Origin of the sequence: Acinetobacter lwoffii (genome assembly GCF_024129735.1) — a bacterium.
GTDB lineage: Bacteria > Pseudomonadota > Gammaproteobacteria > Pseudomonadales > Moraxellaceae > Acinetobacter > Acinetobacter lwoffii_H.
Genome location: NZ_JAMXXK010000017.1, coordinates 1 through 27000, shown reverse-complemented (window position 1 = coordinate 27000; position 27000 = coordinate 1). Strand labels below are relative to the sequence as shown.

Below are 27000 nucleotides of genomic sequence, written 5' to 3'. Positions count from 1 at the left end.
AAAGTGATGAAGAAATAAGTTAAAAGCCCTGATAAAAGGGCTTTTTTTAATGCGTTTAAAGTACGATCTGGATGTTTTCAGGAAAGGGATGAACATCACAGTTTGATCCGTTGCCTATACGATCCACCACCACAAATTCACTGGGTGCTTCAAGGGTCAATAAGGGATGATGCCAGGTTCCGGCACGATAATTTATCCCTTGAGAACCATTAGTGATAAATGCCTGAATCAGACTAATATCGGGCTGTGTATGATCAAGTTCAGGCGCTACAACGATTAAAAATTGCTGGTCGTGCATCGGAATAAAAGCCTGTGAACCCAGAGGATGTCTTTCCAGCATCGAAATTTGAAAAGGAATTGCCGTGGCTTGTATATTTCTAAAAATACTCAGTCCAACCTTGGCATCACTTTCTACTTCAGACAGGGCATGATAACGCTCAGTCTGCTGCTCATTGATATGAAAAAAATGATTACCCTGACAGGCAATCACTTCTCCAAAAGGCAGAAAACTTTCCGTGCTTAAAGGCTGTATTTTTATACTTTGCATATGCATGCTATTCATCATTTAGGCCACTTTTCCCCAGAGCCGAATCCGGCTAATACCGCCATCGGGAATCATATTGACGCGGATGTGGGAAATTTTTTCGTGTTGTAAAATCTCATTGATGTAATGATGAATATGATCCATTTGCATAGGCTGAGCTTCTAACAAAAAAGGCCAGAACATACTTTGTGGAATAAGTTGCTCATCGGTTGCATCCTTAACATAGATGGCTTGAATAGAAACCTCGGCAGGGAAGTTACCTTTAAAATGGGCGGTATCAATTTCAATTTTCTCGATTTGGGCACTGGCGCCTAGAGCCAAAATGCACCAGTCAAATCCTGGAGCACGACGCCGTTTGGTTTCCCAGCCATCGCCCATGTTAATGCCACGTCCCGGATTAATCAGATTGCGTGGATGTCCAAAATGCGCATCGCTATAGGCAACGACACGGCCACCATGTTCTAGTGCCAAAACATCTAGCATTTGATCACTATCTTGCAGATTGATTTTTACCTGACCATAGACCTTAAAACGTGCAATCCCACCGTCAGGATAAATATTCAAACGGACATGGGTAAATATCTGCTTTGCTGAAATCTGAACAATATGATGCTGGCTGGGGCCCAAGACATTATTTTCTATAATGCTGATCCATTCTGCCTGATCAAGATTTCCATCTGGCGCATAACATGCTTGCACAGCAGCAGAGGCCGGATAATTACCGCTAAAAAAAGTCGTATCAATATCCAGTGCCTGTATTTGACCTGTAACAGCAAGTTTAATGATGGCCCAATCATAGCCCGCGTGGCGCTTGCGACGGGTTTCCCAGCCATCCATCCATTTGCCATGCTCATCAAACTTGTCTTCGATAAAGACCGGTGCCTCAAACTGCAACATGCGTTTCGCTTCAGCAAAAAACTCATCTGAACATTCAAGAATTTCTGCGCCAATTCGCGCATCTGCAAGGTTAGTTAACTGCTGTACTGGAGCAGGCAGATCAAAAATTGGAGCTAATAAGGTCGCCATCTTAAATTTCCATCATCATTGTTATACGTCACATGAATATGCACTTTTATAAACCCAGATTTGATTCTGTATTTATAAAAACAGGACATTGAAGGAATTTAAAAGCACAGCGTATGCCAACTTTCGCAATTTTTTTAGTGCATCTTTTTTCAAGGATGGCACGTTTTTAGCATTTTAGCTGGCAATGAAGATGAAATAGCCAGGAGAAATAGATGGAAATTGCAATTATTGGGGCAGGTATGGGCGGATTAACCACAGGAATTGCACTAAAAAAGTTCGGACATCGGGTCACCATCTATGAGCAGGCAGAACAGATTTTACCTGTCGGTGCTGCAATTTCCTTGTGGTCGAATGGGGTGAAGTGTTTGAATTATCTGGGCTTAACTGAGCAGGTTGCAAAGCTAGGTGGCCAGATGAATGACTTAGCCTATATCGATGGTTTGAATGGCGAGGTCATGACGCAGTTTAGTTTGGCGCCGTTAATTGAAGAAGTCGGTCAACGTCCATATCCGGTATCGCGTGCTGAATTACAAAATATGTTAATGGATGCGTTTGGCCGGCAGGATATTCAGCTCGGTAAAAGAATGGTGTCTATTGAGGATAAGGGGCAACACGTCGAAATCGGTTTTCAGGATGGCAGCACTGCTTCTGCAGCATTATTGATTGGTGCGGATGGTACGCATTCCATGACGCGTCAATATGTCTTGGGCAAACAGGTTGAACGCCGTTATGCCGGCTATGTGAACTGGAACGGACTGGTTGAGATCTCTGAAGATTTAGCGCCTGCACAGCAGTGGACCACTTTTGTCGGTGAAGGCAAACGTGCTTCACTGATGCCTGTGGCAGAGCATCGCTTTTATTTCTTCTTTGATGTGCCATTGCCCGCAGGTCTGGAAAATCAGCGTTTGGAATATAAGACCCTATTAAAACAGTATTTTTCTGGCTGGTGCTCACAGGTTCAGCGCTTAATTGACAGTATTGATGAGCAGAAAACCAATCGTGTCGAGATCCATGATATTGAGCCTTTTACCCGGTTTTATAAGGGCCGTGTGGTAATTTTAGGGGATGCAGCACATAGCACCACACCCGATATCGGACAGGGAGGTTGCCAGGCAATGGAAGATGCGGTCTATCTGGCACGTGCCTTACAAATTAATACGCTAGGTCTGGAAGATGCCCTCAAACGCTATCAGAATAAACGCAATGAACGCGCCAATGAATTGCTGCTACGTGCACGTAAGCGTTGTGATGTCACGCATATGAAAGATGAGCAAATTACCAAAGACTGGTATGCAGACCTACGGAAAGAGCAAGGCCCACATATTATGAAAGGCATTATTAGCAATATTGTGGGTAATCCATTGGATTAAAAACAGTTAATTTCATCATTAATATTAAATAAAAGCCGCGATTTTAGTTATCGCGGTTTTTGTTATTTAGGTATGAAAATACTACAGTTGCTGCACCTTGCTTTTTAAGGCTTCCATTTGTTCAATAATATGTTTGATCATCAACTGGGAAACGCGTGAAATCTGGCGTTTAGGCGCCACACAGAGGGCAATGGTCAGCGGATGCAGCCCTTTTTCAGAGATAGGTTTAAAGACCACTTCATCTCGCTCGACATACGGTAAAACATCGAGATAACTAAAAATTCCAATCCCGGAATTCGCCTTAATGAGAGTATTCATCAGGCGGATATCATTCGATTCCGTTTTACGTGCAGGTATAAATTGATGATGTTTATACAGTGCCTGTACATAATCATGAATAATCAGGGGTTCGGCCGGAATAAAATGGTTGTCATTCAAGGTATCTGAAAAATAAATCTTTTCTGCTTGAGCAAAAGGATGAGACTTACCCATCACAAAACCTAAAGGCAGTTCCAGAAAATAGAGGACTTCAATATGTTGATGGGATTTTGGATTCAGGATCAGGCCAAAATCCAGATCTGCCTCAATCACTTTTTTGGCTACAATTTCACTGTCTGCAACCCGGATATTAAAATTAATCCAGGGATAATGTTCATACATATATTGCACGGACTGCATGACAAAACCATCATTTAAGGCAGAAATTAAACCAAATTCGATGGTCCCACGCGTAAGCCCCTGAATTTCATCAAAGCGAATCCGGGTTTGCTGGAATTCTTTTTGCCATTTTAAAACATCGGCATAGAGTAATTCACCCGCCAGTGTCAGTTTTAAACCATGGGGCAAACGCTCAAATAACACAATTCCCAGTTCTTCTTCAGCCAAAGCAATTTGCCGATGTACTGCAGACACGGAAATGAATAATTGATCTGCGGCCTTGCGTAAACTTCCCGTTTTCGCCACCGCGATAAAATATTCTGAAAATCGGGAAAAAGGCGTATTCATTAATTTAGTCAAGCGAAGAACCACCGTTTATTTATATCAATATTTGAGATAAACGTGTTTATGCGAGTTTTATGCCAAAGAAGGCAGCTTTATTCGGCAAGTACATTTGTACATGGTTGATGTGTTCTAATTTCAAGAATGAATAGTACGAATCATTCTAATAGACAGAATGACAATAAATTAAGTAATTTCAATCATAAGCAAAGCCAAAATTGCACAGTTCTGTACTGTTCAAGGCCTGTAAAAAGAGACCATCCACAGTAAGAATATAGGTTTGATATGAACGCCATTCCAGTCATCAATTTATTCAACAAACCCTGCTATAGCCAGTTTGATGATCAGGACTGGGAAATTCTGGCTCGTCACTGGTATCCGGTTGCACGGATTCAGGACGTTTCTACCCAACCGCAACAAGTAACCCTGCTTGATGTCAAACTTGCACTGTATAAAACAGACAGTGGTGCAATTCACCTGGTTCGTGATCTCTGTCCACACCGGGGCGTACCCTTAACCAAAGGCTGGGTTTCGGGTGAAAATCTGGTCTGTCCTTATCATGGTCTACACTACAATGGTCAGGGAAAATGTATCAAAATTCCTGCACAACCCGAGCTGACCAACATTTCTGAGCGTTTTTCTCTGACTAAATTTCCTGTAGTGCAAAAATATGGCCTGATTTGGACCAGTATTTTTGGCCGTGACGAAGCAAAAGCCAATTTTCCTGTTTTAGATAGCTGGGAGATGCAAGATCATCAGGCAATTTTACCGCCGTTTGTGGATATTGCCGGCTCAAGTGGTCGTCAACTGGAAGGCTTTATTGATGTTGCACATTTTGCCTGGGTTCATCAGGGTTCTTTCGCAGATCCTGAAAATCAGGTTGTACCCAAATACACGACAGAACGTACAGATTACGGCCTGCATACCGAATATGTCAGCAGTGTCAGCAACTATCCACATGGTATGCAAGATTTAGCACCAGAAGGCTTTTTGTGGAAACGTGTATTTGATGTCTATCCGCCGTTTTCTGCAGTACTTACCGTACATTTCCCAGAACAGGGACAATTAAAAATTCTCAATGCCTGTTGTCCGGTTTCACACAATAAAACTCGGTTATTTGTGCCGCTGACACGCAACTTCGATACCACAGGAGATTTACAGGCGGTATATGACTTCAATGCACAAATTTTTGCCGAAGATCAGGACATGGTGGAAAGCCAGAAACCTGAAGAATTACCGCTCGATATTTCCATGGAAGCACATTTTGAAGCGGATCGTTCTTCAACGACCTATCGTCGAATCTTAGCCGAGTGGGGATTAAGTAAACGTTATGTTGTCTAATATATTTTAAAATTTAAAAATATGGATTAAACTTTAAATAGAAACCCTATATTTTAATATAGTAGTTTTTATTTATATTATTTTTGAATGATCAAAATATTATTTATATGTCCTTATTTATTAATTAAAATTGATTAATATTTTCAAAATTTGGAAATTAAATAAATCAATCCAGGCAAGCTCCGATTAGAGATTTCCAACCTCCTTCAATGAGGAGAGAAAAGAATAATATCTTTAGAACATTACCCTCTCAGTGCATTACAAGCTAAATTGAATTATAAAAAATATTAATATATTTTAATATTAGTAACTTATATAAAAAAATTCCAATCCATCAATGAAGCTCAATACATGGTTCTATCATTTTAATTTATCTTTGCTCATGAAAAATATGAAGCTTGGATTAAAAAAGGAATGCGCAAATTTAAGGCATTTTATTTTATCGCACCACTTATAAGCAAAAATAAAAAAATCCTTTCATCAAATTAAATTTTAGGATCAATTATAAAATTAGTATTTATATATTTAATAAAAGTACGCTTTTATTAAATATAAAAAACAAAAATATCTTATTTTAAAACCCTATTTTTATTATTTTTAATAAAAACTGGAATGCTTATTGCTAATTATATATTGAACAGACTGAGCACATTTGCGTGAAGTCATTTTAAAGCATGTGTTGCATGACACAGAACAACCAAGAGCAGAATAGAATGAAAGAAAAAAATAGCTTGAAAACCGGATTGAAAAAATTGGTAGGGGTGTTAATGGCAAGTGGTGTAATGGGCATGGCCGTTGTCGCCAATGTTCAGGCCCAAGATAAAGCCGCGTTTGTTTATATTGGTCCAACCAGTGATCATGGCTGGACTTATTCTCACGACCAGGGCCGTATTAAAACTGAAAAAGCACTAGCTGGAAAATATAAAACTTCCTATATCGAAAATGTCCCGGAAACGGCAGATGCCGAACGTGTGATCCGTAACCTGGCGCAGCAAGGCAATAAAGTTATTTTTGCGACTTCATTTGGTTATATGAATGCGATGGAAAAAGTATCCAAGCAATTTCCAAATACAGTATTTATGCATGCCACAGGTTATAAACAGGGGAAAAACTTAGGGGTTTATGATGTCCGTACCTATGAAGGCGCTTATATGCTGGGTGTGGTCGCAGGTCAAAAAACCAAAAATAATGTATTGGGCGTAGTTGCGTCTTTTCCGATTCCTGAAGTTATCCGTAATATCAATGCCTATACCCTCGGTGCACAAAGTGTAAATCCAAAAATTAAAACCAAAGTCATTTGGGTGAATTCATGGTTTAACCCGGGCAAAGAACGTGATGCAGCCTTGGCTTTGATTGCTCAAGGCGCAGATGTGCTGATGCAAAATACCGATTCTCCAGCAGTGGTACAGGCGGCTGAACAAAAAGGTGTCTTTGCTTTTGGCTGGGATTCTGACATGAGCAAATTTGGCCCTAAAGCGCATCTTGCTGCATCGGTTTTACATTGGGAAAAAATTTATACTCCGGTAATGACGCAAGTCAGCAAGAAAACCTGGAAACCAAGTGCAATGTGGTATGGCGTAAAACAAAAAGCCGTCGATATCGAAAGCTTTGGTCCTTCAGTGTCGGCAGCCTCTAAAGCAAAAGCGCTCAGCGTACGTGATGGCATTTTAAAAGGCACACTGCATCCATTTACCGGCCCGATTCATAAACAGGATGGTACATTGGTCTTGGCAAAAGGCAAGCGCCTAGATGATGCGGCACTAAGTAAAATGAATTACTACGTGAAGGGCGTAGAGGGTTCATTACCGAAATAAAGCTTTGCCATTTTGCAATTAAAAATCTTTAAACACTTTGATGTACTTTTCTGCATCCATTTGCATGCCTGACAACCATCGATGGATGCTGAATTGCTACGGCATGGAATAGGGCACTGATGATGACCTCTCAACACGATAGATCTGCTCATGCGCAAGAGTTGAATGCACGTTCTTCTTCAGGTGTACCGCGTTTACAGCTCATCAATATCTGTAAAAGTTACAATTCATTGAAAGCGAATGACCAGATACATTTAACCGTTCAACCCGGACAGATTCACGCCATCTTGGGTGAAAATGGCGCCGGCAAAAGTACCCTGATGAAAATTATTTATGGGGCAACCAAGGCCAATCAGGGACAAATCCTCTGGAACGGTAAAGAAGTACATATTGATAGCCCGTCGATGGCAAGAAAGCTCGGGATTGGCATGGTCTATCAGCATTTTTCTTTGTTTGAGACTTTGACTGTAGTCGAAAATATTTCGCTGGGACTGGATGAAAAAATTCCTTTAAAAGCTCTAAGTCAAAAAATTATTGCAGTCTCAGAACAATATGGTTTACCGATTGATCCACGCCGCGAAGTACATTCTTTATCGGTAGGTGAACGGCAACGCGTCGAAATTATTCGCTGCCTTTTGCAAAATCCCGCTTTAATTATTTTAGATGAACCGACTTCAGTATTAACGCCACAAGCGGTACGGCAACTGTTTAAAACCTTGCGTTTATTGGCCTCCCAAGGCGTTTCAATTTTATATATCAGTCATAAATTACATGAGATCAAAGAACTTTGTGATGAAGCAACCATCTTGCGCAATGGCCGTGTGACCGGAAATGTCGATCCTAAAAAAAACAGCACCAGTGATTTAGCACGTTTAATGATTGGCCGTGATTTACCGACCTATCTACGCCCTGAATATACAGGTGAAAAACAGGTGCTATTCCAAGTCGAGAATCTGGCTTACCAGTCTGATGACCCATTTGGCGTGTCGCTGAAAAATATCAATTTAAATATTTGTGCCGGTGAAATTGTCGGTATTGCCGGGATTTCTGGCAATGGGCAAGCAGAATTACTGTCTTTATTGTCGGGTGAAAACAGCCTGAAACATGGCCGGATGGTTCTGGATCAAATCGATATTTCCCGATTCAGTCCTGGACAACGGCGTGACTTGGGCCTGGGCTTTGTCCCTGAAGAACGTTTGGGCCGAGGAGCAGTTCCGAACATGACACTGTCCCAGAATGCCTTACTGACTGCATTTCGGCAGAACCTGACGCAATGGGGATTAATCAAGTTTTTGCAATGTAAGCTTTTTGCCGAGCACTGTATTGAAAAATTCGGGGTGAAAGCCAGTGGTGCAGAGGCTGAAGCACGTTCCTTGTCGGGTGGAAATTTACAAAAATTTATTGTAGGCCGGGAAATTTTGCAAAATCCGAAATTCCTGATTGTGGCTCAACCGACCTGGGGTGTTGATGTCGGCGCGTCCATGTTTATCCGGCAAACCCTGATTGATCTCTCTCGACAAGGCGTCGCTATTTTGGTGATTTCAGAAGAATTAGAAGAGCTGTTTGAAATCAGTGATCGTCTCTGTGTATTGGCCAATGGTGAACTATCTCCAGCGATGCCTACCCATGAAACCAATACTGAAAATGTTGGGGTCTTGATGTCAGGTATTTCAAGTCATGACACTGCGATCATCGTAGAGGAGCAGCAAGCTCATGCTTAATATAGCCAAAAAACAAATATACAGGTTGAGAGGAGAGCGACATGCATTTACTGGAACCGCGTGAACATCCATCTCACATCATGAAGTGGCTTTCACCGCTCATTGCGCTGCTGGCCATGCTGATTGTCGGTAGCATTTTATTTTTAATGTTGGGGATTAATCCCGCGCAAGCCATGTACATCTTCTTTATTGAACCGCTGACTTCCTCTTATGGTTGGAGTGAACTGGCAGTGAAAGCCGGGCCTCTGATTCTGATTGCCTTGGGGCTGGCGGTTGGATTTCGAGCCAAATTATTCAATATTGGTGCTGAAGGTCAGCTCACCATGGGCGCGATTTTTGGCGGTGGTATTGCGATTTTATTTCATGATCACATCGGCTGGTGGATTCTCCCGTTAATGATTGTCATGGGCGCACTTGGTGGGGCACTCTGGGGCGCAATTCCTGCCTTACTGAAAACCCATTTTAATGCCGAAGAAACCCTGACCACCCTGATGATGAATTATGTCGCAGTATGTGTGTTGCTATACCTGGTCAATGGTCCCTGGCGTGATCCGGAAGGGATGAACTTCCCTCAATCGGTGGTTTTTAGTGAGAGTGCGACGCTGCCATTTATTGTAGAAGGCACACGCATTAATACCTCTATTTTTATCACTTTTTTTGCAGTCCTTCTGTTCTGGGTTTTTATGCGTAAAAGTCTGACGGCCTATAAACTGGAAGTCAGCGGTCAGGCACCTTTAGCTGCCAAATACGCAGGTTTTTCTTCCTCCAAAGCTATCTGGATGAGTCTGGTGATTTCCGGAATGATGGCAGGTATTGCCGGAATCTGTGAAGTGGCTGGACCTATTGGTCAGCTGAATCCGAACCTGTCCCCAGGTTATGGCTATGCAGCGATTATCGTGGCCTATCTAGGGCGTTTAAACCCAATCGGTATTGTACTGTCAGGCTGTTTTATGGCGCTGATTTATCTGGGCGGTGAAATGGCACAAATGCAGCTACAGCTTCCGGTCGCGATTACCGGTATTTTCCAGGGGCTGCTGTTGTTTTTCCTGCTGGCTTCCGATGCATTAATTGAAAACCGTTACCGGTTTAGCAAAAAAATGGCGTCACCGGTCCCTCAGCCCACAGCAACTACCCTTTAACCCAATGTTGTCTACAGCAAAAGGAAGCATGATATGGCTTTAGAAATAACTGCAATTCTTGCAGGTACTGTTGCAGCAGCAACACCACTGATTTTCGCAGGTCTGGGGGAATTGGTCACACAGCGGACAGGTGTGATTAATCTTGGAGTAGAAGGGATGATGCTGGTCGGTGCAATTGCAGGTTTTGCTTTTGCTGAGCAATATGATGCCAGTGTATTAAGTGCCTTATTGATGGGTGGTCTGGCAGGCATGCTGATGGCCCTGATTTTTGCCTTTTTTACCTTGTCTTTAAGTACCAATCAATCCGCGTGCGGTTTGGCTTTAACCATTTTTGGACTCGGTATCTCTGCATTTTTGGGACAGAACTACGTCAGTATGGCTTTACCGGGTCTGGCTAATTTTAATATTCCACTATTAGCGGATATTCCAGTATTGGGTCCGATTTTGTTCCAGCAAAACTATGTGGTGTATTTGTCGATTTTGGCATTTTTTGCCGTTTGGCTGGTGCTGGCCAAAACCCGTTTGGGCTTATTGCTTAAAGCAGTTGGAGAATCACCGGAAAGTGCGCACGCCATGGGTTATCACGTGTTGGCGATTCGTTATGGCGCAGTACTATTTGGCGGTTTGATGGCAGGAGTTGGCGGAGCATTTCTATCAACCGTCTATACCCCGATGTGGATTGAAAATATGGTCGCAGGCCGCGGCTGGATTGCCATTGCACTGGTAGTATTTGCGGTGTGGAAACCAACACGTTTAATGCTCGGCGCTTACCTGTTTGGGGGCGTAACCATTTTGCAATTTCACGCCCAGGCGCTTGGAATCAAGGTTCCGAACGAGCTGCTTGCCGCATTGCCCTATATAGCCACCATTGTGGTACTGGTCATGATTTCACGGAATAAAAAAGTACTCAAAATGAATTTGCCATCTTCTTTAGGCAAAACCTTCGTGCCATAACCGCAGCCATTCATCATAAATAGAATAGATTTGAGTATAAATCATGAAAATTTTAACAGCTTCCTATGTCCTTACCATGAATGCGCAGAATGAATGTATTAAAAATGGCGCGATACTGATTGAGGGCGACCAAATAAAAGCAGTGGGTACATTGGCACAGTTAACTCAATGCTATCCAGAGGTGCTCATTGAAGATTACCCACAAAAGATCCTGATGCCGGGCTTGATCAATACCCATTGTCATTCCGGTTTATTGCGTGGTACGGCTGAAGGATTACCGGTTTGGGATTGGTTACAGCAGTATATTGACCCGATGCACCGGGTGTTGACACCAGAGGATGCGAAAATCGCCTCCTATTTATGTTATGCCGAGGCACTATTGTCGGGAACGACCACCATCGTTGATATGTGGCGTTATATGGACGGAAGTGCTGAAGCTGCGCAAGCATTGGGAATTCGTGCCGTTCTAGTACCTTATGTCGCGGAACATCCGGATCACAATTATTTTGAAACCTTAAAAAGTAATGAGGCTTTAATCAACCGTTGGCATCAGCAGGCGAATGGACGTATTCAGGTTTGGGTGGGTTTAGAGCACCTGTTTTATGCTGAAGCTTCAGCATTAAGCCTCATTGAGAAACTTTGTCAGGATTATCAAACCGGTTTTCATACCCACAGCAATGAAAGCCAATTTGATGTACAGGAAAACCTGCGCCGTTCAGGTATTCGCCCAATTGAGAGTCTGCAAAAACTGGGCTTGCTAGATCTGCCTAAAACTTTGTTGGCACATTGCGTCTGGACAGATGCAAATGAAATTCAGATTTTAAGGCGACATGCGGTAGGGGTTGCGCACAATCCTATTTCCAACATGAAGTTGGCTTCCGGTGCAGCGCCTGTCGTTGAAATGCTACGTCAAGGCGTTGCGGTGGGTTTGGGTACTGACGGAGAAAAAGAAAACAATAACCTGGATCTATTTGAAGAAATGAAAACGGCATCATTGCTGGCCAAATTTTCTTCGCTGGATGCGGCCGCCCTGGATGCCTGGTCAGTCTGTCAAATGGCTACGATTACAGGAGCTAAAGCCTTGGGTATGCAAGATGAAATTGGTTCATTGGAAGTCGGCAAACAGGCCGACCTGATTGCGGTGAAACTGGATACACCGCGGATGACGCCGTTGATTGATCATAGAAAATTATTTAATTTGCATACCAATTTAGTCCATGCAGTTCAAGGCCAAGATGTCGTGATGACGATGGTGGCGGGACAGACTGTGGTTAAAAATGGCCGTTTGATCAATGCCGATTTACAGGCTCTAATTGATCAAGTGAATCAGGCGGCGCCACGCTTGTTTAAACGTCGTGATCAGTGGTTTGCAAAGCAGGGGCAAACGGTGAATGAATTACAGCGGGAAGAATTTTAAGATTTACGTGGGGGTTGAGGTTATTCATTGATAGTGGGGTGACCTCAGACGCCTTTCTAACGCATGATTTAAATGAAATTAAACAGAGTGAATAGACTGATATTTTCTAATCTTTAGATGAGTTTCATTCATTCACTTCTAAAATGTATCAAATCCACTACAAACCATTCTTCGAGTTTATTACTCACTTTCACCTACTTAATATTTAATAGAAATTATTTCAAGCCATTAATATTAATGATTTTATCCTCTATTGAACCCTAAAATTACATAGAAAAAATCTGTCATATTTTTCTTTATTAAGTGATCTTGATATCTTAAGAACAACCAAGAATGAATAAAATTCACTTTTCATTGAGTTTAAATCAGTTTTATTCATCTTAACGTTCACGTATAACTAGGCTCATTCAGAAATTTGGTTATTAGAACTTAGGGTAGTGAATCACAATGAGTAAAAAGTTTGCATGTTCAATTAAGCGCATTCGTTTTGACGAAAACTATCAACCTGCAGATAGCACACGTCTGACGACGAACTTTGCCAATTTGGCGCGTGGCGAAAGTCGCGAACAGAATTTGCGTAACACTCTACGAATGATCAATAACCGTTTTAATGCATTGGCACATTGGGATAACCCAAAAGCAGATCGTTATTCAGTTGAAATCGATATTATTTCAGTTGACCTGGATATTGAAGGAAATGGCAAAAAGTTCCCTGCAATTGAAACTTTAAAAATCACGATTATTGATCATCAAACCAATCAGCGTATTGATGGCATGATTGGCAACAGTTTCTCGTCTTATGTCCGCGATTATGATTTTAGCGTGGTACTTCCTGAACATATCAAGAAAAATCCAGCCTCGACCAAGCCAGAAAATTTTGGTGATTTACACGGCAAGCTTTATCAATATCTCGTCAATTCTGAAGTATTTAAAGCAGAATTTAAAAAACAGCCGGTGATTTGTTTGAGCGTTTCAACCTCGAAAACTTACTACCGTACAGCGAATGTACATCCTGTATTGGGTATGGAATATAAAAATGATGAGTATTCACGCACCGATGAATACTTCGCCAAAATGGGCTTAACCGTTCGTTATTTCAAACCTGAAAATGCTGCTGCACCTTTAGCATTTTATTTCGCAGGTGACTTATTACGTGATTATACCGATCTGGAGTTGATCAGTGCGATCAGTACCATGGAAAGCTTCCAAAAGATTTACCGTCCTGAAATTTATAATGCGAATTCTGCTGCGGGTCAGGTCTATCAACCCAGCCTTGAGTACCCAGATTATTCATTGACTCAAATTGTGTATGACCGTGTTGAGCGTGGTCAGTTGGCAGTGAAGCAAGGAAAGTGGACGGAAGAGCACTTTATCAAACCTTATAAAGACATTCTGGAGCAATGGGCTGCCGAGTTCACGCTCACAAATATTGCCGACCAAGAACGCGCTGCTTAATACACCACATTATTTTACGAATATAGAGATAGAAGATTAGACATGGCACTTTTACAACCTAAAAAGCTACTCCCAACATCAACTGCAGGCAGCTTACCGAAACCGTCTTGGCTGGCAGAACCTGAAAAACTTTGGTCACCCTGGAAATTGGAAGGCCAGGAATTACTCGATGCAAAACAAGATGCACTGCGTTTGTCCCTACATGAACAACAGCAAGCAGGCATTGATATTGTCAGCGATGGTGAGCAAACCCGTCAGCATTTTGTGACCACATTTATTGAGCACCTTGAAGGCGTTGACTTCAATCAGCGTGAAACGGTCAAAATCCGGGATCGTTATGAAGCGAGCGTGCCATCAGTCGTGGGTGAAGTTTCTCGTCAAAAACCTGTCTTTGTTGAAGATGCCAAATTCTTACGTTCACTCACAGATCAACCGATTAAATGGGCGCTTCCTGGTCCAATGACCATGATTGATACGCTATATGACGGTCACTACAAGAGCCGCGAAAAACTGGCTTGGGAATTTGCCAAGATCCTGAATCAGGAAGCTCGTGAGCTTGAAGCGGCTGGCGTGGATATCATCCAATTTGATGAACCTGCATTTAACGTGTTCTTCGATGAAGTGAATGACTGGGGTGTGGCAACTTTAGAGCGTGCACTTGAAGGCTTGAAGTGTGAAACTGCGGTACACATTTGCTATGGTTATGGTATTAAAGCCAATACCGATTGGAAAAAGACCTTAGGCTCAGAATGGCGTCAGTACGAAGAAGCATTTCCGAAACTGCAAAAATCAAAAATTGATATTGTGTCGCTCGAATGCCGTAACTCACGTGTTCCGATGGATTTGATTGAGTTGATTCGTGGTAAAAAAGTCATGGTGGGTGCTATTGATGTCGCAAGTAATCAAATTGAAACAGCTGAAGAAGTGGCAAATACGTTGCGTAAAGCACTTCAGTTTGTGGATGCAGACAAACTCTATCCATCAACCAACTGTGGCATGGCACCACTTGGTCGCCAAGTGGCTCGTGGCAAACTCAATGCACTCAGTGCAGGTGCTGAGATTATTCGTCAGGAATTATCTCGCTAATTAAAGTGAATCCATGATGCTTTTAAAAGATTGAAAGTATCATTTGAGTGATATAACGCTCTTTATAAAAAGCTGAATATTGGAATACGGTGATGGTTGAAGCGACAGACTTTAGAAACGCAATGTCTTTATTAACAAGTGCAGTGAATGTAGTGACCACGATGGGCGATTCAGGTCGTCATGGTTTTACTGCGTCTGCCGTGTGTAGCGTGACCGATACACCACCGACATTGTTGGTTTGTATGAATAAATCATCGCGTTCTTATATCAACTTTGTTGAAAATAAAGTGCTGTGCGTAAATGTACTCAGTGCAGATCGAGCGCATCTTTCAAATGTTTTTGCATCTTCAAAATTCAGTTCTGAACAACGATTTGAACAGGGTGAGTGGACTGAATTAGAAACAGGTTCTCCTGTACTTCAAGATGCACTGGTGAGCTTTGATTGTGAAATTGGGCAGATCCAGGAAGTTGGTACACATACGATTTTGATTTGTCCGATTGTTGCCATTCAACAGAATCAGGAAGATCAAGCCCTGGTTTATTTTAATCGTGCCTATCATCAGGTCGGGGAAACAGAGTCTGTCTAATCCTGGAGCTGATGTAGGATTAAAATATTTTAGATTTAAAAGCTTATTAACTTCCGTAATTTTGATTAAACTGGTCTACTAAGAATAAGGAATTAGGTAGACCATCAACAAGGATGAATGGCGGACTAATGCAATAATTTACAGCTATCTATAGCCTAGAATTTAAAGATACAGCAGTTAAATTGATGTGCTGCTTTAAAAAACTGTTTATATACTAAAAATACGTACAGTCACTGGATGACACAAGGTGAATGCTCTTGAATATGCTTTTGCAAAGTTTATCTTTTCAGGAATTACTGACCATCATGCTGTCGGCATTAGGCTGTGGTCTTTTAATTGGACTTGAGCGTGAACGTCATAAAAACAATAACCATGAGCAGAGTTTTGCAGGGTTAAGATCATTTACGATTACAGCTTTATTGGGTGCTTCATGTTTCCTTTTGCATCTCTATATTGCGGTGATAGGAGCCGTCGCGGTCAGCCTGTTCTGTGTGTATAGCCTGTTTCAACAGAAGCAGGATATTGGATCTACCACTGAACTGGCTTTTTTAATGACCTATATCATTGGCGCTATTTGTGTATGGAATATCCCACTTGCTGCAGGGATAGCGGTTCTACTCACGATCATTCTGATGGGCAAACAGACATTGCATCAATTTGCTGGAAAAACGATCCAAAGCTATGAGTTAAGAGACGGGCTACTTTTATTGGCTTTGATATTGATTGCGTTGCCGGTCATGCCCAATAAGCCCTTGTGGGGCGCCGTACTGAACCCCCTATATCATCCTTAAACTACTCATTTTAATCTTGATTGTGCAGTCCATAGCACATGTGGCAAAACGAATCCTGTCCAATGATAAGGCGCTTATTTTATCTGCCTTAGCCTCGGGATTTGTCTCCAGTACGGCCACAATTGCCAGTTTGGGCATGCAAGTCCGATCCGGGCGGGCCAGTGCAAAATTAAATGCAGGTGCTGGATTGATCTCCTGTATTGCCACCTTATTACAGCTTTTGCTGATTGTTCTGGGAGTGAGCGTAGAATGGTTCAAGTTCCTGCTGATTCCGAGTTTGGTAGGGATCGGAATTTTATGTATTGCTGCTGGATTCTTGATTTATCGAACTCCCCAAGCGGATAACAGTACGACCATCAATGAAATACAAGAAATTGATAGCCGGATGTTCAGTATCAAAGAAGCGGTAATTATTGCGGTCAGTTTAACCTTAATCCAGGCAGGGATTTACGGCGCGAATCTTTTACTGGGGGATAGCGGCTTAATTTTAGGTACTTTTTTAGCCTCTTTATTTGAAGTGCATGCTGCTGTAGCAGGTGTAGTGATACAGGGAAATCCTCATAACCTGACTTTAATTTATGCTGTCATGATTGGACTTGCGGCACATGCGGTGTCTAAAAGTATCAATTCTTTTGTGACTGGGGGATGGAAGTTTTTTCTGTATTTTGCGCCTAGCCAAATTCTACATATGTTAGGGCTTATCTTTATTCTTCTGAGTTTGAAATAAAAGGGAGCTGGTTTGCATATATTATAAAATGATCCAGTCATTTTAAGCCATTTTTAAGTTTCAGATTCTAGGCTAAAGCATCTTAAAGTCTTTGAGCCACGGATCATGCTGAAGCTGTTTTCCCATTCGTCTTTTTTTAGTCAGCGACCTAAAAAGTCGATTAGTCTTTCAGGCTTCAACATGTTGCTGGCTATGTGGCTGGGATTGATCCTAAACTTTGCTTTCTACCAGAAAATTCATGAATTTACACCTTATACCAATCTGAAAGCAGGCGTATTACTGGTCGCTACGGCACTGATTATTATTGCCTTTTACAATCTGATACTACAGTGGCTGAACTGGAAATGGAACGCCAAAATACTGGCCAGCGCCCTGATCATTTTGGGTGGTTTTAGTGCTTATTTTGTCAATAGTCTGGGGGTCGTTATTACGCCAGACCAGATTCAGAATATGCTGCAAACCGATGCCCGCGAAGTTCGAGATCTCTGGTCAATGCGACTGGTCATCTGGACACTAGTATTTGTAGTTTTTCCACTTTTTATCATCTGGATGCTTAAAATTCAGCCTGCATCGCTTGGGCATCAGCTGGTGCATAAAAGCCTGAGCAGTGTAGTCTCACTCGGACTGATTCTAGGTTTATTGTTCTGTTTCTATGTCGATTATGCCGCCATCTTCCGTGAGCACCGCGATCTGAAGGGTATGCTTTCTCCACAAAATAGCATCGCGTCCACCTTGTCCTATTATAAAAAGAAAGCACCTAAAGCGAATTTACCTTTGGTGGCTTTTGGCGAAGATGCACATCTGTTACAGCAGGCCCAAATGCAGGATCATCCCAAATTGATGGTGCTAGTTGTTGGAGAAACTGCACGTGCCGAGAGTTTTGCTTTAAATGGCTATGCGCGCAATACCAATCCTGAACTGAGCAAGTTAGCGGTGATTAATTTCAATCAGGTGAGCTCTTGTGGAACTGCAACTGCCGTTTCAGTGCCTTGTATGTTTTCGGGCATGTCACGTGAAACCTATGATGAACAGCTAGCCAGCCACCGTGAAGGTTTGCTGGATATTGCTCAGCGCGCCGGATATCAGGTGACCTGGATTGATAATAACTCAGGCTGTAAAGGTGCCTGTGACCGGGTACAAAAGTATCAGATTCCGGCACAACTGAAACAGAAGTGGTGTGATGCTGGTGGTGAATGTTTTGATGAAATCCTGGTGGATAGCCTGAAAGATTATCTGGCGCATCTGGATAAAAACAACCCGAAACCACAATTAATTGTACTGCATCAGATGGGCAGTCATGGCCCCGCATATTTCAAGCGTTCCAAAGCGCCATATCAGCCATTTCAACCGACCTGTAAGACCAATGCCATTCAGGGCTGCAGTACAGAAGAATTAAAGAATAGCTATGATAATTCGATTGTATATACAGACCATGTTCTTGCCCAGATCATTGAAACTTTAAAGCAGCAGACTCAATATCAGACCGGTTTCTGGTACCTGTCTGATCATGGAGAATCTACCGGAGAGCATGGTTTATACCTGCATGGTACACCTTATAGTATGGCACCGACCCAGCAAACCCATGTCCCGATGCTGATGTGGTTCTCCGATACCTGGAAGCAGCAGAATACCCAGCAGGTCAACTGTCTCAAAGGACAGACCAGCCAGACCCGTAGTCAGGATCATCTTTTCCCCAGCTTATTAAGCTTGCTGGATATAAAAACGCAAGTGACTGAAGCTAAAAATGATATGCTTGCACAATGCTCACCATCATTAAAGAACAGAGCTTGAAATGCATAAAATACTGATTATTGAAGATGACTTTATGATTGCCGAGTCGACTGAAACATTGCTCAAGCTGCATCAGTTTGAGGTGTACTGGGTCAATAATGGGATTGAGGGTTTAAAACAGTTACAGCAGCAGGTCTACGATATTGTCCTGCTCGATTTAGGCTTGCCGATGATGGATGGCATGCTGGTGCTGAAAAATATCCGGCAGAAGTTTCCGAATTTACCGGTGCTGATTATTTCTGCCCGGGATCAATTACAAAACCGGGTGGATGGGCTGAATCAGGGAGCAGATGACTATTTAATCAAGCCTTATGAATTTGACGAGTTACTGGCCCGTATTCATGCCTTAATACGCCGTAGTGGTTTAAAAAATACCGGGATAGATACGAATAAGAAATTATCACACAGTGGTTTAGAACTAGATCTGGAGCAGCATATCGCTCTGTTTAATGGACAGGCTATAGAATTATCCAATCGGGAATGGTCCATCTTAATGGCCATGTTAAATCATCCGAATAAAATTTTTTCCAAGAATGATCTGGAAGACAAGCTTTATGACTTTGATAGTGATGTCAGTAGTAATACGGTAGAAGTCTATATCCATCATCTGCGGGCAAAATTAGGAAAAGACTTCATCCGTACCATACGTGGGCTAGGATATCGCTTAGGATGAGCGCCATGCAGAAACGTTATTCCTTGCAAAAACGTCTGGTCATTTATATTTCATTATTTAGCGTAGTACTGGGCTGTGTGCTGATCTTTGCGGCATACCGGATTGCGCTCGAAGAAATTAATGAAGTACTGGATAAACAGATGCAAAGCCTGGCAGAGCGCATTTCAGAAAATCATCCGCAGCCCCTGCAAAGTCAAATCGATCTGGCAAAACAATACAGTGAAGAAGATTTATTTGTAGATATCTGGTCCTATACAGATACAGCCACTTCCTTGCATCCGCAGGATATTCTTGTGGCACCGGTCAGGAAAGCAGGTTTCTACAAGCATCAAACGCCATATGGAACCTGGTTAACTTATATTATTCCTGCTAAGCAATTACAGATTCAGGTGAGCCAGCAGCAAAATGTCCGGCAGGAACTAGCGCTGGAACTGGCAGCCAATATGTTTCTTCCTTATGTGCTTTTTTTACCTTTTGCAGTATTTGGCTTAGGCTGGATGATCCGGAAAAATTTTCAGCCACTCAATGATTTTAAAACTGAATTGGCCAGTCGCAAGGCACAAGACTTAAAGCCAATTGCAATGAAAGATTATCCCCTAGAGCTGGAACCGACTATTCAGGAAATGAATTATCTGTTTGGCCGAATTTCTCTGGCCCAACAGGAACAACGTCAATTTGTAGCAGATTCTGCCCATGAATTACGCACGCCACTGACAGCACTAAACTTACAGCTGCAAATTTTGCTACAGCAGTTCCCTCAAAGCGAGTCTATCCATAATTTGAGTCAAGGCATTTTGCGTATGCAGCATCTGGTCAACCAGTTATTGAGTCTGGCAAAACAGGATGTGACCGAAGGTTTAAGCGAACCTGTTCAATTGCTATCACTGAATCAAATGACAGCCACCTGTATCGAAGAACTAATTCAATTGGCGCTACAGAAAGACATTGATTTGGGCGTAGAACAGCAACAGGAACTGCAGATTCAGGGCCAGGCTTCAGCTTTGCACTCGATTATTTATAATTTAATTGATAATGCAATTAAATACAGTCCGAAGGATGGCGTGATTAATGTATCTATTTTCCAGCAAGGCCGGCAGGCGGTTTTACAAATTGAAGACAGTGGGGCAGGGATAGATCCTGCTCAATTCAATCAGATCCGGCAACGCTTCTACCGGATACATAACCATGCAGAAATTGGCAGCGGTTTGGGTTTATCCATTGTAGATAAAGCCACCGAGCGCTTGGGTGGAACACTAGAATTTTCGCGAAGTACCAATCTGAGTGGCCTTTGTGTACAGGTCAAGCTTCCTTTAATCGAAGCCTAAGCGAATAAGCTTCTGGTTTTTTTGGAGTTAAGGTTGCCTGATACTAGAGAGTATAGGAGTGGTCTTTTCTATGGGTAGTTTATGGCTAAACAGCGTATAGCCAATGACATTCATGCACCAGATAATCCAGCCAGTCCATAAATTATGACTCAGGAAATGTGCTCCGCGCATCATTTGTGCCCAGCCCATGGTCAACCCTAAAATTATTGCAGCGATCAGAAGAAAATAAGCACGCTTGCGGTTAGAAATGCGATAAACAAAATAACCAGCCATCAACGCAAAACCACTAGATGCATGCCCTCCAGGAAAACAGTGGCCCGCAGTAGCACTAAAATCCCACAAAATCCCGTTATGGGTAGGTATGGTCATATCCCAGGGACAGGCATGGGCCGACTGAGATTTTAAAATTCCGATCGAGGCCGTGGTCAGCACCACCATGCTAAAGAAATAGCCAAATTCCCAGCGCTGCGTATGCCAGTTCTGCCATTTTAGTGATGCCAACCAGGCCAGTAATAATGTGATATACACCAGAATCAGCAGGTCTTTAACATAGCGATGATTGAGTTCTGCCAGTGCCCATTGTTGTCGAAGGGGAAATTGACCCTGATCATCGATAAAGGGATAGATGAGCTGCAAGTCCAGCACTCCTCCAATGTCAAAGAAGTTGAGAAGAATCAAAAAACTGAAGATCAAAAGTAAAGTTTGGGTCAGTAAAAACCGGGAACGGTCAGTGATCATTTTTAAGTTGTCCATTTCAGGCAGTAGCAAGAGCAGAGGTCAAATCAAATGACCAGCTAAAATGATGCCCCAGGTCACGGCAATTAAACTGAGTGCTACAAACTGAGCCGCACTGCCCATATCCTTGGCATTTTTAGACAGTTCATGCCGTTCCATGGAAATACGGTCTACCACTGCCTCTATCGCTGAGTTAATCAGTTCAATGATCAACGCCAATAGGCACACGGCTACCATCAGCGCTTGCTCAACCCGGCTAACCGGCATCCAAAAGCTTACAGGAATCAAAATAAGGTTAATCAGCAGGATCTGCCGGAAGGCGGCCTCATTTTGAAAGGCTGTTTTAAATCCAGCTAGGGAATAACGGGTCGCATTAAAAATACGCTGCGTTCCCGAGGTGCCTTTATAAGGTGAGCGGTAGGAAGACATAGAACAGTTTCAGTCAACAAGAGATAGGATTAACTTAAATTTTCAATCTTAAAATGCTCTTAAAAAACCGGCCGTTCTCTGGATTTTTTATACACACAGCTTTTACATTCTTTTGCACAAAATTAAGAATTTTTTAAGTTTGGACTTCTATCTTGAGTAGCAAGTTAATTTCGTGGTGTGAGCCAAATGATCAAGTTTAGTTTTGATCCTTATTTCTCTAGTCAGATTCACTTTCTAAATACATATTTCAAGCAGCCTGAATATAAAAAACAAACCCATCACAATAAATTTTTAGTACAAGTACCTCCGGCGTATCCGGTAATTTCAGCACAGGATCAATCGCTACATTTGACGGTCAAAACTGTAGAACAAAGCGAGACACCTGAACGCCGTAGCCTGGAACATTTTATTCAGGAAAAATATCAGCAAGTCCATCAGGCCACTGTATCGAGCTTCTCTTCGACCCTGTTTGCCGGTTATCACGGCGCCGAGATTCAGGTGGTGAATGCAGCATTTAAATCAATTTAATGCCTTTCTGGAACAGTATCTCGATGAACCAATTGAAAATATTCTTGGCAAGCTCAGCCAGACCACGGTCAGCCGAGACAAAGTAGTAGAAATTGGCAATCTGGCAGCACTAGATATGGACAAAGCCAAACTGATGGTGGCCTTTCTGGTTTTTCATCTCTCGCAGTAACACATCGAATGGGCAGTATGTACCGGAACAACTGCAGTACGTTATGTGTTGCAACAGATGGGATTACGTTTTCATGTGCTTGAAAAGGCTGATCCGCAAGTCCTAGGAGAGGCACAGCACCTGTGGGGCAGCTATTACCAGCAGAAACCTTATGTGCTGGCGATTGATGTGGCAGAAGCCCTACAAGTCGCTCGTCAACTTTATCAATTTAGTCATTAAAGCATTTTGCTTGATCAGCGAGGCACAGAATTTAAATGATGACTGCTTTATTTGAACGTATCAACCTGCAAGCACGACAATATCCGCAACGAGAAGCGGTAGTCACCGCACAGGCAACACTCAGCTATGCGGAGCTACAGCAGCGGGTAGAATTATTGAGTGCCAGTTTCAAGCAGCTTAATCTGCTCCGGTGCCTCTGTTTTTTACTGCAGCGCAGGTACGGCATCTGCTTTCCGACAGCCGAACCGAGCTGCTCTGTATTCTGGATGAATCTTTCTCTGCACCAGAATGGCTGTTAAATCTAGCTAAAGACATGAGTAGAGATGAGATTTCCATTTAATTCAATTTTCTTCTAAAAATTTCAAAATTCACTTTTATGGACAAGGAAGATATGAACTTATGGTTAAGTGTATCTTATTTAACTTGTATTTAACTTATGTTCACCTAAAGTCTAGTTCATAAATAAATTTATGATTTTCTAATATTAAATTTAATTCCTTAGAGTAATAAAAATATTTATTAAAAAATATATGGTTCATGAACCTAGCTATAAATGCATATTTTTCAACTAAAATGGTCTTAAGAATAGACTAAATTTGTTTAGAAGATTAATGGCAGTCCAGTTTCAGAAAAACTCAGCAGGTTGGTTGCAAATGGTAATGTACTTCAATACCAAGAGGATGAGTTGTTAAATAAAAAAATTAATGGGAAATCTAGCCAGATAGCATCATAAAAATCATTTTTTATTTGATATAAACTTTAAAACCTGCTTTATACGCATGTTTTTTGTCTTGGTTTTATATAAATAGAACTTCATTTGGTATTCCATTTTCAATGGTGCGAATGAAAACTAGGTAATCATTTTACTGATTCGGACAGTAACTAGTTTGTCTGACACCACACCCATACCAGCACATATCTGAAGTTGGGTTGATGGCATCATAGTTTTCCCATGGTTTAAATTGGCATATGTCATTGTTGTCTTGTTTGGGTTTTACGGTGCATACATTATAAAAAGGGCAACAATTATTGGGTAATTCAGAGGTATCCATAAGCCCACCATCTTCTTTAATGTGGAGTCCGAGAAAGTGTAATGCAGCATGAAATTGTTGCCAATTTTCTAAATACCCAACCTCACCCAAGGATATTAATTCACTATTAATCGTTCGATCTATGATTTTGTTAGCAGCTAGTGGAACCATGATTGCACATGAGCTGTACTTCTTTAATACTTCTGAAAATTTTTGAGGGTTTTCCTTTAACTGATTTAGGATATCAAATTCCACAAACGGATTTCTATTTCTAACTTCTAAATTTGTTTTTATAACTTTAAATACAGACTTGATGGATAGCCCGATAGAGTCATCAATTGGGAAAGATTGTTTTATCCATTCTTCAGTGTTATTTAATCTTTCGGTGATATTATTTTGCTTTAAAAAGAGGTGGATCAGGAAATTTGAACAACACTTATAAGTGATATTTTGCTCCCCAAATGATGTTATAAACATCAATATATGGAGTATTTTATGACACGTAGACCAAGAAGAAATCATTCAAATGACTTTAAAGCTAAGGTAGCACTTGCTGCGATTAAAGCAGAAAAAACACTTGCTGAATTGAGTGCTGAATTTGATGTTCATCAAAACCAAATTATTGACTGGAAAAATCAACTGATTTCAGCTTCCTCGCAAGCTTTCGATCAATCAAAAGCTCCAACAGAACCACCCATCGATCTAAAAAAACTACATGCAAAAATCGGTGAGCAGGCATTAGAAATTGATTTTTTAGAAGGTGTGTTGAAGAAACTGGGTCGCTTCAACCACAAAAGTTAATCGATGACTCACTTCAGATTTCAGTATCTAAGCAAGCTAAGCTGCTGAAAGTCTCCCGTGGTTGTTATTACTATCGCCCAAAACCTGTGAGTGAATCAGATCTGAAGCTGATGCGCTGTATGGATGAGTTACATATGCAATACCCTTTTGCAGGTAGCCGTATGATGCGTGATTTATTGAATCGTCAAGGACATCATATAGGACGACGTCATACACGTACTTTAATGAAGAAAATGGGCATTAATGCGTTATATCGTAAACCAAATCTAAGTCAGGCTAATCAAGCTCACCGTAAATATCCATATCTGCTCAAAGGATTGGCTATTCAGCGCAGTAATCAAGTGTGGTGTACGGATATAACGTATATCCCTATGGCAAAAGGCTTTGTTTATTTATGTGCTGTGATTGATTGGCATAGCCGCAAGGTACTTGCGCATAGGGTATCGATTAGTATGGAGATGGATTTTTGTATTTCGGCTTTAAATGAAGCGATTGAAAAATATGGATCACCTGAAATATTTAATACAGACCAGGGCAGTCAGTTCACCAGTGATGCATTTATTGATGTATTGAAATCAAATGGCATTCAAATCAGTATGGATGGTAAAGGTCGATGGATTGATAATGTGATGGTTGAACGGTTATGGAGAAGCGTTAAATATGAAGAGGTGTATCTCAAAGCTTATAGCAGTGTCACCGATGCGAAAAAGCAATTGAGTGCATATTTTGAATTTTATAATTTGAAACGACCTCATTCGAGTCTGGACAAAATGACTCCAGATGAGTTTTACTATGACCAGCTACCACAACAAAATAAGGTAGCTTAACTAGAGCAGAATATCACTTATAAATAAGCTTTTAGTTGTTCAAACAAGTGGGACCACCTCTGAATATGGGTAGTTAGTTTAGAATACTCTTTCTCATTTTCTAATAAATTATATTTCTCAAAAACAGACTTACTTAAATAGTTTCCTAAAAAGCCATTAACTAATCTTGTATTTAAAGGAATGACATTCGTTTTATTGATAAAAGCTCTTTGTAGAGTTGTAGATTTAAACTCATGAATGAATAGTAAATTCTCAAAAGGAATTTTTTCTGTCTTACCCTCATAATTAAATACAAAATCAATAGGAAATTCAGAACCATAATTAGCTAATCCCTTAATTAATGTATTGATATGGTTTTTTAAATATTTTCTCCTTTCTGTTCCATGATGAAATTCTTTAAATACTGGAATATTTTTTAGCGTCTTAATCACCACCTCACGTTGACCAGATCTTCCTCTATACGTATCTTTTACTCCAAACACCGTACCTATCAGATCATCTACTTCAACATAATCATCTAAAATTTCATCTATTGTTTTAGGTAAAAAATTGGAACAATCTTTTGATCTAATATAGTAAAGATGCTCTCTACATTCTTTTGTTAGCTCTAATACTGATTGAAAGATTACCTCAACTAAATTTGCGGACAAAGTCGTTATCTAGACTTTTAAAACTATGATTAATTTCACTTTTTACAGTTAAACTTCGTTTAGAAAATTTGCTAAAAATTTTCTTTTTATTCATCAAATATAGATCTATGTTTTTTCTGCGATGTGTAATTTCTGTGACAGTAAGCTCTTGATTTCTAACATTCCAGTATTCATCAAGTAGATATGCAAAATACTTAAATAAAGACCTTATACGCTGAGTAATGGTCATATAGTTAACATCAAGATTAGATCTCAAACGAATTAGATTGGTTTCTACTTTTTTATTATTTTCTAAGAAAAACATAAAATTATCGATTTCTTGTAAATAGATTTCAGGGTCATAGTTCAAAGAAAGGAATGACTCACAAAACGATGTTGAAAATTTCTGAAACCAGAATTCATACCAAAATTTAAGTGCGAGCATATCTGATTGTTGGGTAGCTACACTTTGAAATCTCAAAACAGATAAAGAATAGAGCAATGGATAAAGACAAGCAGTTGTAGTCGAAGCATTGAACAGCACAACAATTCGATTTTGAGTTGAATGTTTTTTTGAGAGTTTGATTGTCTTTAAGAAGAACATTACACAATTGAAGAACTAAATGAAGTAAACACTATATAGACTTAAATAAAATTAGCATAGGATTATTTGGAAAATAAGTTATTGATTTATATATTGTTTATCTATAAACACGGGTGATTATGAAGTAAATGTATCATGTAACCAATTTAACATAATATACATTATACGAAATACTATTGTTAGAACCCATTTAAAGTGTCTATATTCTCACCAATAAAAATGTCTGGTTTATGATGGTTTTTATCACCATGGACTGGATATAAAATAT

24 protein-coding genes and 2 pseudogenes are annotated in these 27000 nt (G+C 41.0%); 18 read left to right on the top strand and 8 right to left on the bottom strand.

Features of this window, described 5'->3' with window-relative positions; all coding sequences use genetic code 11:
• Positions 1-55 precede the first annotated feature (55 nt).
• Together NI469_RS06755 and alc are read right to left on the bottom strand one after the other, a co-directional pair.
• Positions 56-553 (bottom strand): ureidoglycolate lyase, encoded by a 498-nt coding sequence (locus tag NI469_RS06755; protein ID WP_253174689.1) that lies wholly within the window; start codon positions 551-553, stop codon positions 56-58.
• Between the two features lie 12 nt (positions 554-565).
• Positions 566-1570 (bottom strand): allantoicase, encoded by a 1005-nt coding sequence (gene alc, locus NI469_RS06750; protein ID WP_253174688.1) that lies wholly within the window; start codon positions 1568-1570, stop codon positions 566-568.
• Between the two features lie 212 nt (positions 1571-1782).
• Here alc and hpxO point away from each other — a divergent pair, with 212 nt between their 5' ends.
• Positions 1783-2940, top strand: coding sequence for an FAD-dependent urate hydroxylase HpxO (gene hpxO, locus NI469_RS06745; RefSeq protein ID WP_253174687.1), 1158 nt, complete (start codon positions 1783-1785; stop codon positions 2938-2940).
• Positions 2941-3021: 81 nt separating this feature from the next.
• Here hpxO and NI469_RS06740 read toward each other — a convergent pair whose 3' ends face one another.
• Entirely contained in the window at positions 3022-3945 is a 924-nt protein-coding gene (locus NI469_RS06740; protein WP_253174705.1) for a LysR family transcriptional regulator, read from the bottom strand.
• Positions 3946-4224: 279 nt separating this feature from the next.
• Here NI469_RS06740 and NI469_RS06735 point away from each other — a divergent pair, with 279 nt between their 5' ends.
• From NI469_RS06735 to NI469_RS06675, 13 genes and pseudogenes are all read left to right on the top strand, one after another.
• Positions 4225-5280, top strand: coding sequence for an aromatic ring-hydroxylating oxygenase subunit alpha (locus NI469_RS06735; protein WP_253174686.1), 1056 nt, complete (start codon positions 4225-4227; stop codon positions 5278-5280).
• Positions 5281-5993: 713 nt separating this feature from the next.
• Positions 5994-7094, top strand: coding sequence for a BMP family ABC transporter substrate-binding protein (locus NI469_RS06730; protein ID WP_253174685.1), 1101 nt, complete (start codon positions 5994-5996; stop codon positions 7092-7094).
• 119 nt (positions 7095-7213) lie between these two features.
• Positions 7214-8815, top strand: coding sequence for an ABC transporter ATP-binding protein (locus NI469_RS06725; protein WP_253174684.1), 1602 nt, complete (start codon positions 7214-7216; stop codon positions 8813-8815).
• A 41-nt stretch (positions 8816-8856) separates the two neighbouring features.
• The gene (locus NI469_RS06720) at positions 8857-9954 is read left to right on the top strand and encodes an ABC transporter permease (protein ID WP_253174683.1); all 1098 of its coding nucleotides are present in this window, start codon (positions 8857-8859) and stop codon (positions 9952-9954) included.
• A 33-nt stretch (positions 9955-9987) separates the two neighbouring features.
• Positions 9988-10908: an ABC transporter permease gene (locus NI469_RS06715; protein WP_253174682.1), complete on the top strand. Its 921-nt coding sequence runs from the start codon at positions 9988-9990 to the stop codon at positions 10906-10908.
• Positions 10909-10951: 43 nt separating this feature from the next.
• Positions 10952-12325 carry an amidohydrolase family protein gene (locus NI469_RS06710; RefSeq protein ID WP_253174681.1) on the top strand — a complete coding sequence of 458 codons (1374 nt, stop codon included), beginning with the start codon at positions 10952-10954 and terminating at the stop codon, positions 12323-12325.
• Positions 12326-12772: 447 nt separating this feature from the next.
• Positions 12773-13780, top strand: coding sequence for a DUF1852 domain-containing protein (locus tag NI469_RS06705; protein ID WP_253174680.1), 1008 nt, complete (start codon positions 12773-12775; stop codon positions 13778-13780).
• 42 nt (positions 13781-13822) lie between these two features.
• Positions 13823-14866, top strand: coding sequence for a methionine synthase (locus NI469_RS06700; RefSeq protein WP_253174679.1), 1044 nt, complete (start codon positions 13823-13825; stop codon positions 14864-14866).
• Positions 14867-14958: 92 nt separating this feature from the next.
• A complete protein-coding gene (locus NI469_RS06695; RefSeq protein WP_005246437.1) occupies positions 14959-15453 on the top strand; it encodes a flavin reductase in 495 nt (164 codons plus the stop codon).
• Positions 15454-15704: 251 nt separating this feature from the next.
• Positions 15705-16971: pseudogene (locus NI469_RS06690) on the top strand (MgtC/SapB family protein).
• Between the two features lie 105 nt (positions 16972-17076).
• The gene (locus NI469_RS06685; RefSeq protein WP_253174678.1) at positions 17077-18762 is read left to right on the top strand and encodes a phosphoethanolamine transferase; all 1686 of its coding nucleotides are present in this window, start codon (positions 17077-17079) and stop codon (positions 18760-18762) included.
• A 1-nt stretch (position 18763) separates the two neighbouring features.
• Positions 18764-19435, top strand: coding sequence for a response regulator transcription factor (locus NI469_RS06680; RefSeq protein ID WP_219309456.1), 672 nt, complete (start codon positions 18764-18766; stop codon positions 19433-19435).
• Positions 19436-19440: 5 nt separating this feature from the next.
• On the top strand, positions 19441-20760 hold the full coding sequence (locus NI469_RS06675; protein WP_253174677.1) for a sensor histidine kinase: 1320 nt from the start codon (positions 19441-19443) through the stop codon (positions 20758-20760).
• A 27-nt stretch (positions 20761-20787) separates the two neighbouring features.
• Here the strand turns inward: NI469_RS06675 and NI469_RS06670 are convergent, their stop codons facing one another.
• Together NI469_RS06670 and NI469_RS06665 are read right to left on the bottom strand one after the other, a co-directional pair.
• Positions 20788-21498, bottom strand: a complete 711-nt coding sequence (locus tag NI469_RS06670) for a phosphatase PAP2 family protein (RefSeq protein ID WP_253174676.1) — start codon at positions 21496-21498, stop codon at positions 20788-20790.
• Between the two features lie 39 nt (positions 21499-21537).
• On the bottom strand, positions 21538-21924 hold the full coding sequence (locus NI469_RS06665) for a diacylglycerol kinase (protein ID WP_253174675.1): 387 nt from the start codon (positions 21922-21924) through the stop codon (positions 21538-21540).
• A 186-nt stretch (positions 21925-22110) separates the two neighbouring features.
• On the opposite strand from NI469_RS06665, the gene NI469_RS06660 reads away from it, so the two are divergent.
• From NI469_RS06660 to NI469_RS06650, 3 genes and pseudogenes are all read left to right on the top strand, one after another.
• Positions 22111-22452, top strand: coding sequence for a thermostable hemolysin (locus NI469_RS06660; RefSeq protein WP_253174674.1), 342 nt, complete (start codon positions 22111-22113; stop codon positions 22450-22452).
• Positions 22430-22840, top strand: a pseudogene (locus tag NI469_RS06655) (thermostable hemolysin). The gene NI469_RS06660 and the pseudogene NI469_RS06655 overlap by 23 nt, the downstream one beginning before the upstream one ends.
• 190 nt (positions 22841-23030) lie before the next feature.
• Positions 23031-23180 carry a hypothetical protein gene (locus tag NI469_RS06650; protein ID WP_253174673.1) on the top strand — a complete coding sequence of 50 codons (150 nt, stop codon included), beginning with the start codon at positions 23031-23033 and terminating at the stop codon, positions 23178-23180.
• A 523-nt stretch (positions 23181-23703) separates the two neighbouring features.
• On the opposite strand, the gene NI469_RS06645 is transcribed toward NI469_RS06650, so the two are convergent.
• A complete protein-coding gene (locus NI469_RS06645; RefSeq protein WP_253174672.1) occupies positions 23704-24348 on the bottom strand; it encodes a hypothetical protein in 645 nt (214 codons plus the stop codon).
• A gap of 18 nt (positions 24349-24366) precedes the next feature.
• Here NI469_RS06645 and NI469_RS06640 point away from each other — a divergent pair.
• Positions 24367-25499 (top strand): IS3 family transposase gene (locus NI469_RS06640; protein WP_253174671.1). Its coding sequence is split into 2 segments (ribosomal slippage): positions 24367-24619 and positions 24619-25499, totalling 1134 coding nucleotides; the frame shifts between segments, so codons are not numbered across the junction.
• 17 nt (positions 25500-25516) lie between these two features.
• Here NI469_RS06640 and NI469_RS06635 read toward each other — a convergent pair.
• Positions 25517-26149 carry a hypothetical protein gene (locus tag NI469_RS06635; protein WP_253174670.1) on the bottom strand — a complete coding sequence of 211 codons (633 nt, stop codon included), beginning with the start codon at positions 26147-26149 and terminating at the stop codon, positions 25517-25519.
• Positions 26130-26672, bottom strand: a complete 543-nt coding sequence (locus tag NI469_RS06630; RefSeq protein WP_253174669.1) for a hypothetical protein — start codon at positions 26670-26672, stop codon at positions 26130-26132. Before NI469_RS06630 ends, NI469_RS06635 begins: the two co-directional genes overlap by 20 nt.
• Between the last annotated feature and the right edge of the window lie 328 nt (positions 26673-27000).

What these genes read in the sequence shown, in the direction of transcription:
- hpxO (WP_253174687.1), top strand. Translation starts at nt 1,783, where the DNA reads ATGGAAATTGCAATTATTGGGGCAGGTATGGGCGGATTAACCACAGGA.
- NI469_RS06740 (WP_253174705.1), bottom strand. Translation starts at nt 3,945, where the DNA reads ATGAATACGCCTTTTTCCCGATTTTCAGAATATTTTATCGCGGTGGCG.
- NI469_RS06665 (WP_253174675.1), bottom strand. Translation starts at nt 21,924, where the DNA reads ATGTCTTCCTACCGCTCACCTTATAAAGGCACCTCGGGAACGCAGCGT.
- NI469_RS06645 (WP_253174672.1), bottom strand. Translation starts at nt 24,348, where the DNA reads ATGTTTATAACATCATTTGGGGAGCAAAATATCACTTATAAGTGTTGT.
- NI469_RS06735 (WP_253174686.1), top strand. Translation starts at nt 4,225, where the DNA reads ATGAACGCCATTCCAGTCATCAATTTATTCAACAAACCCTGCTATAGC.
- NI469_RS06755 (WP_253174689.1), bottom strand. Translation starts at nt 553, where the DNA reads ATGCATATGCAAAGTATAAAAATACAGCCTTTAAGCACGGAAAGTTTT.
- NI469_RS06720 (WP_253174683.1), top strand. Translation starts at nt 8,857, where the DNA reads ATGCATTTACTGGAACCGCGTGAACATCCATCTCACATCATGAAGTGG.
- NI469_RS06730 (WP_253174685.1), top strand. Translation starts at nt 5,994, where the DNA reads ATGAAAGAAAAAAATAGCTTGAAAACCGGATTGAAAAAATTGGTAGGG.
- NI469_RS06670 (WP_253174676.1), bottom strand. Translation starts at nt 21,498, where the DNA reads ATGATCACTGACCGTTCCCGGTTTTTACTGACCCAAACTTTACTTTTG.
- NI469_RS06685 (WP_253174678.1), top strand. Translation starts at nt 17,077, where the DNA reads ATGCTGAAGCTGTTTTCCCATTCGTCTTTTTTTAGTCAGCGACCTAAA.
- NI469_RS06705 (WP_253174680.1), top strand. Translation starts at nt 12,773, where the DNA reads ATGAGTAAAAAGTTTGCATGTTCAATTAAGCGCATTCGTTTTGACGAA.
- NI469_RS06660 (WP_253174674.1), top strand. Translation starts at nt 22,111, where the DNA reads ATGATCAAGTTTAGTTTTGATCCTTATTTCTCTAGTCAGATTCACTTT.
- NI469_RS06715 (WP_253174682.1), top strand. Translation starts at nt 9,988, where the DNA reads ATGGCTTTAGAAATAACTGCAATTCTTGCAGGTACTGTTGCAGCAGCA.
- alc (WP_253174688.1), bottom strand. Translation starts at nt 1,570, where the DNA reads ATGGCGACCTTATTAGCTCCAATTTTTGATCTGCCTGCTCCAGTACAG.
- NI469_RS06675 (WP_253174677.1), top strand. Translation starts at nt 19,441, where the DNA reads ATGCAGAAACGTTATTCCTTGCAAAAACGTCTGGTCATTTATATTTCA.
- NI469_RS06680 (WP_219309456.1), top strand. Translation starts at nt 18,764, where the DNA reads ATGCATAAAATACTGATTATTGAAGATGACTTTATGATTGCCGAGTCG.
- NI469_RS06725 (WP_253174684.1), top strand. Translation starts at nt 7,214, where the DNA reads ATGATGACCTCTCAACACGATAGATCTGCTCATGCGCAAGAGTTGAAT.
- NI469_RS06710 (WP_253174681.1), top strand. Translation starts at nt 10,952, where the DNA reads ATGAAAATTTTAACAGCTTCCTATGTCCTTACCATGAATGCGCAGAAT.
- NI469_RS06695 (WP_005246437.1), top strand. Translation starts at nt 14,959, where the DNA reads ATGGTTGAAGCGACAGACTTTAGAAACGCAATGTCTTTATTAACAAGT.
- NI469_RS06700 (WP_253174679.1), top strand. Translation starts at nt 13,823, where the DNA reads ATGGCACTTTTACAACCTAAAAAGCTACTCCCAACATCAACTGCAGGC.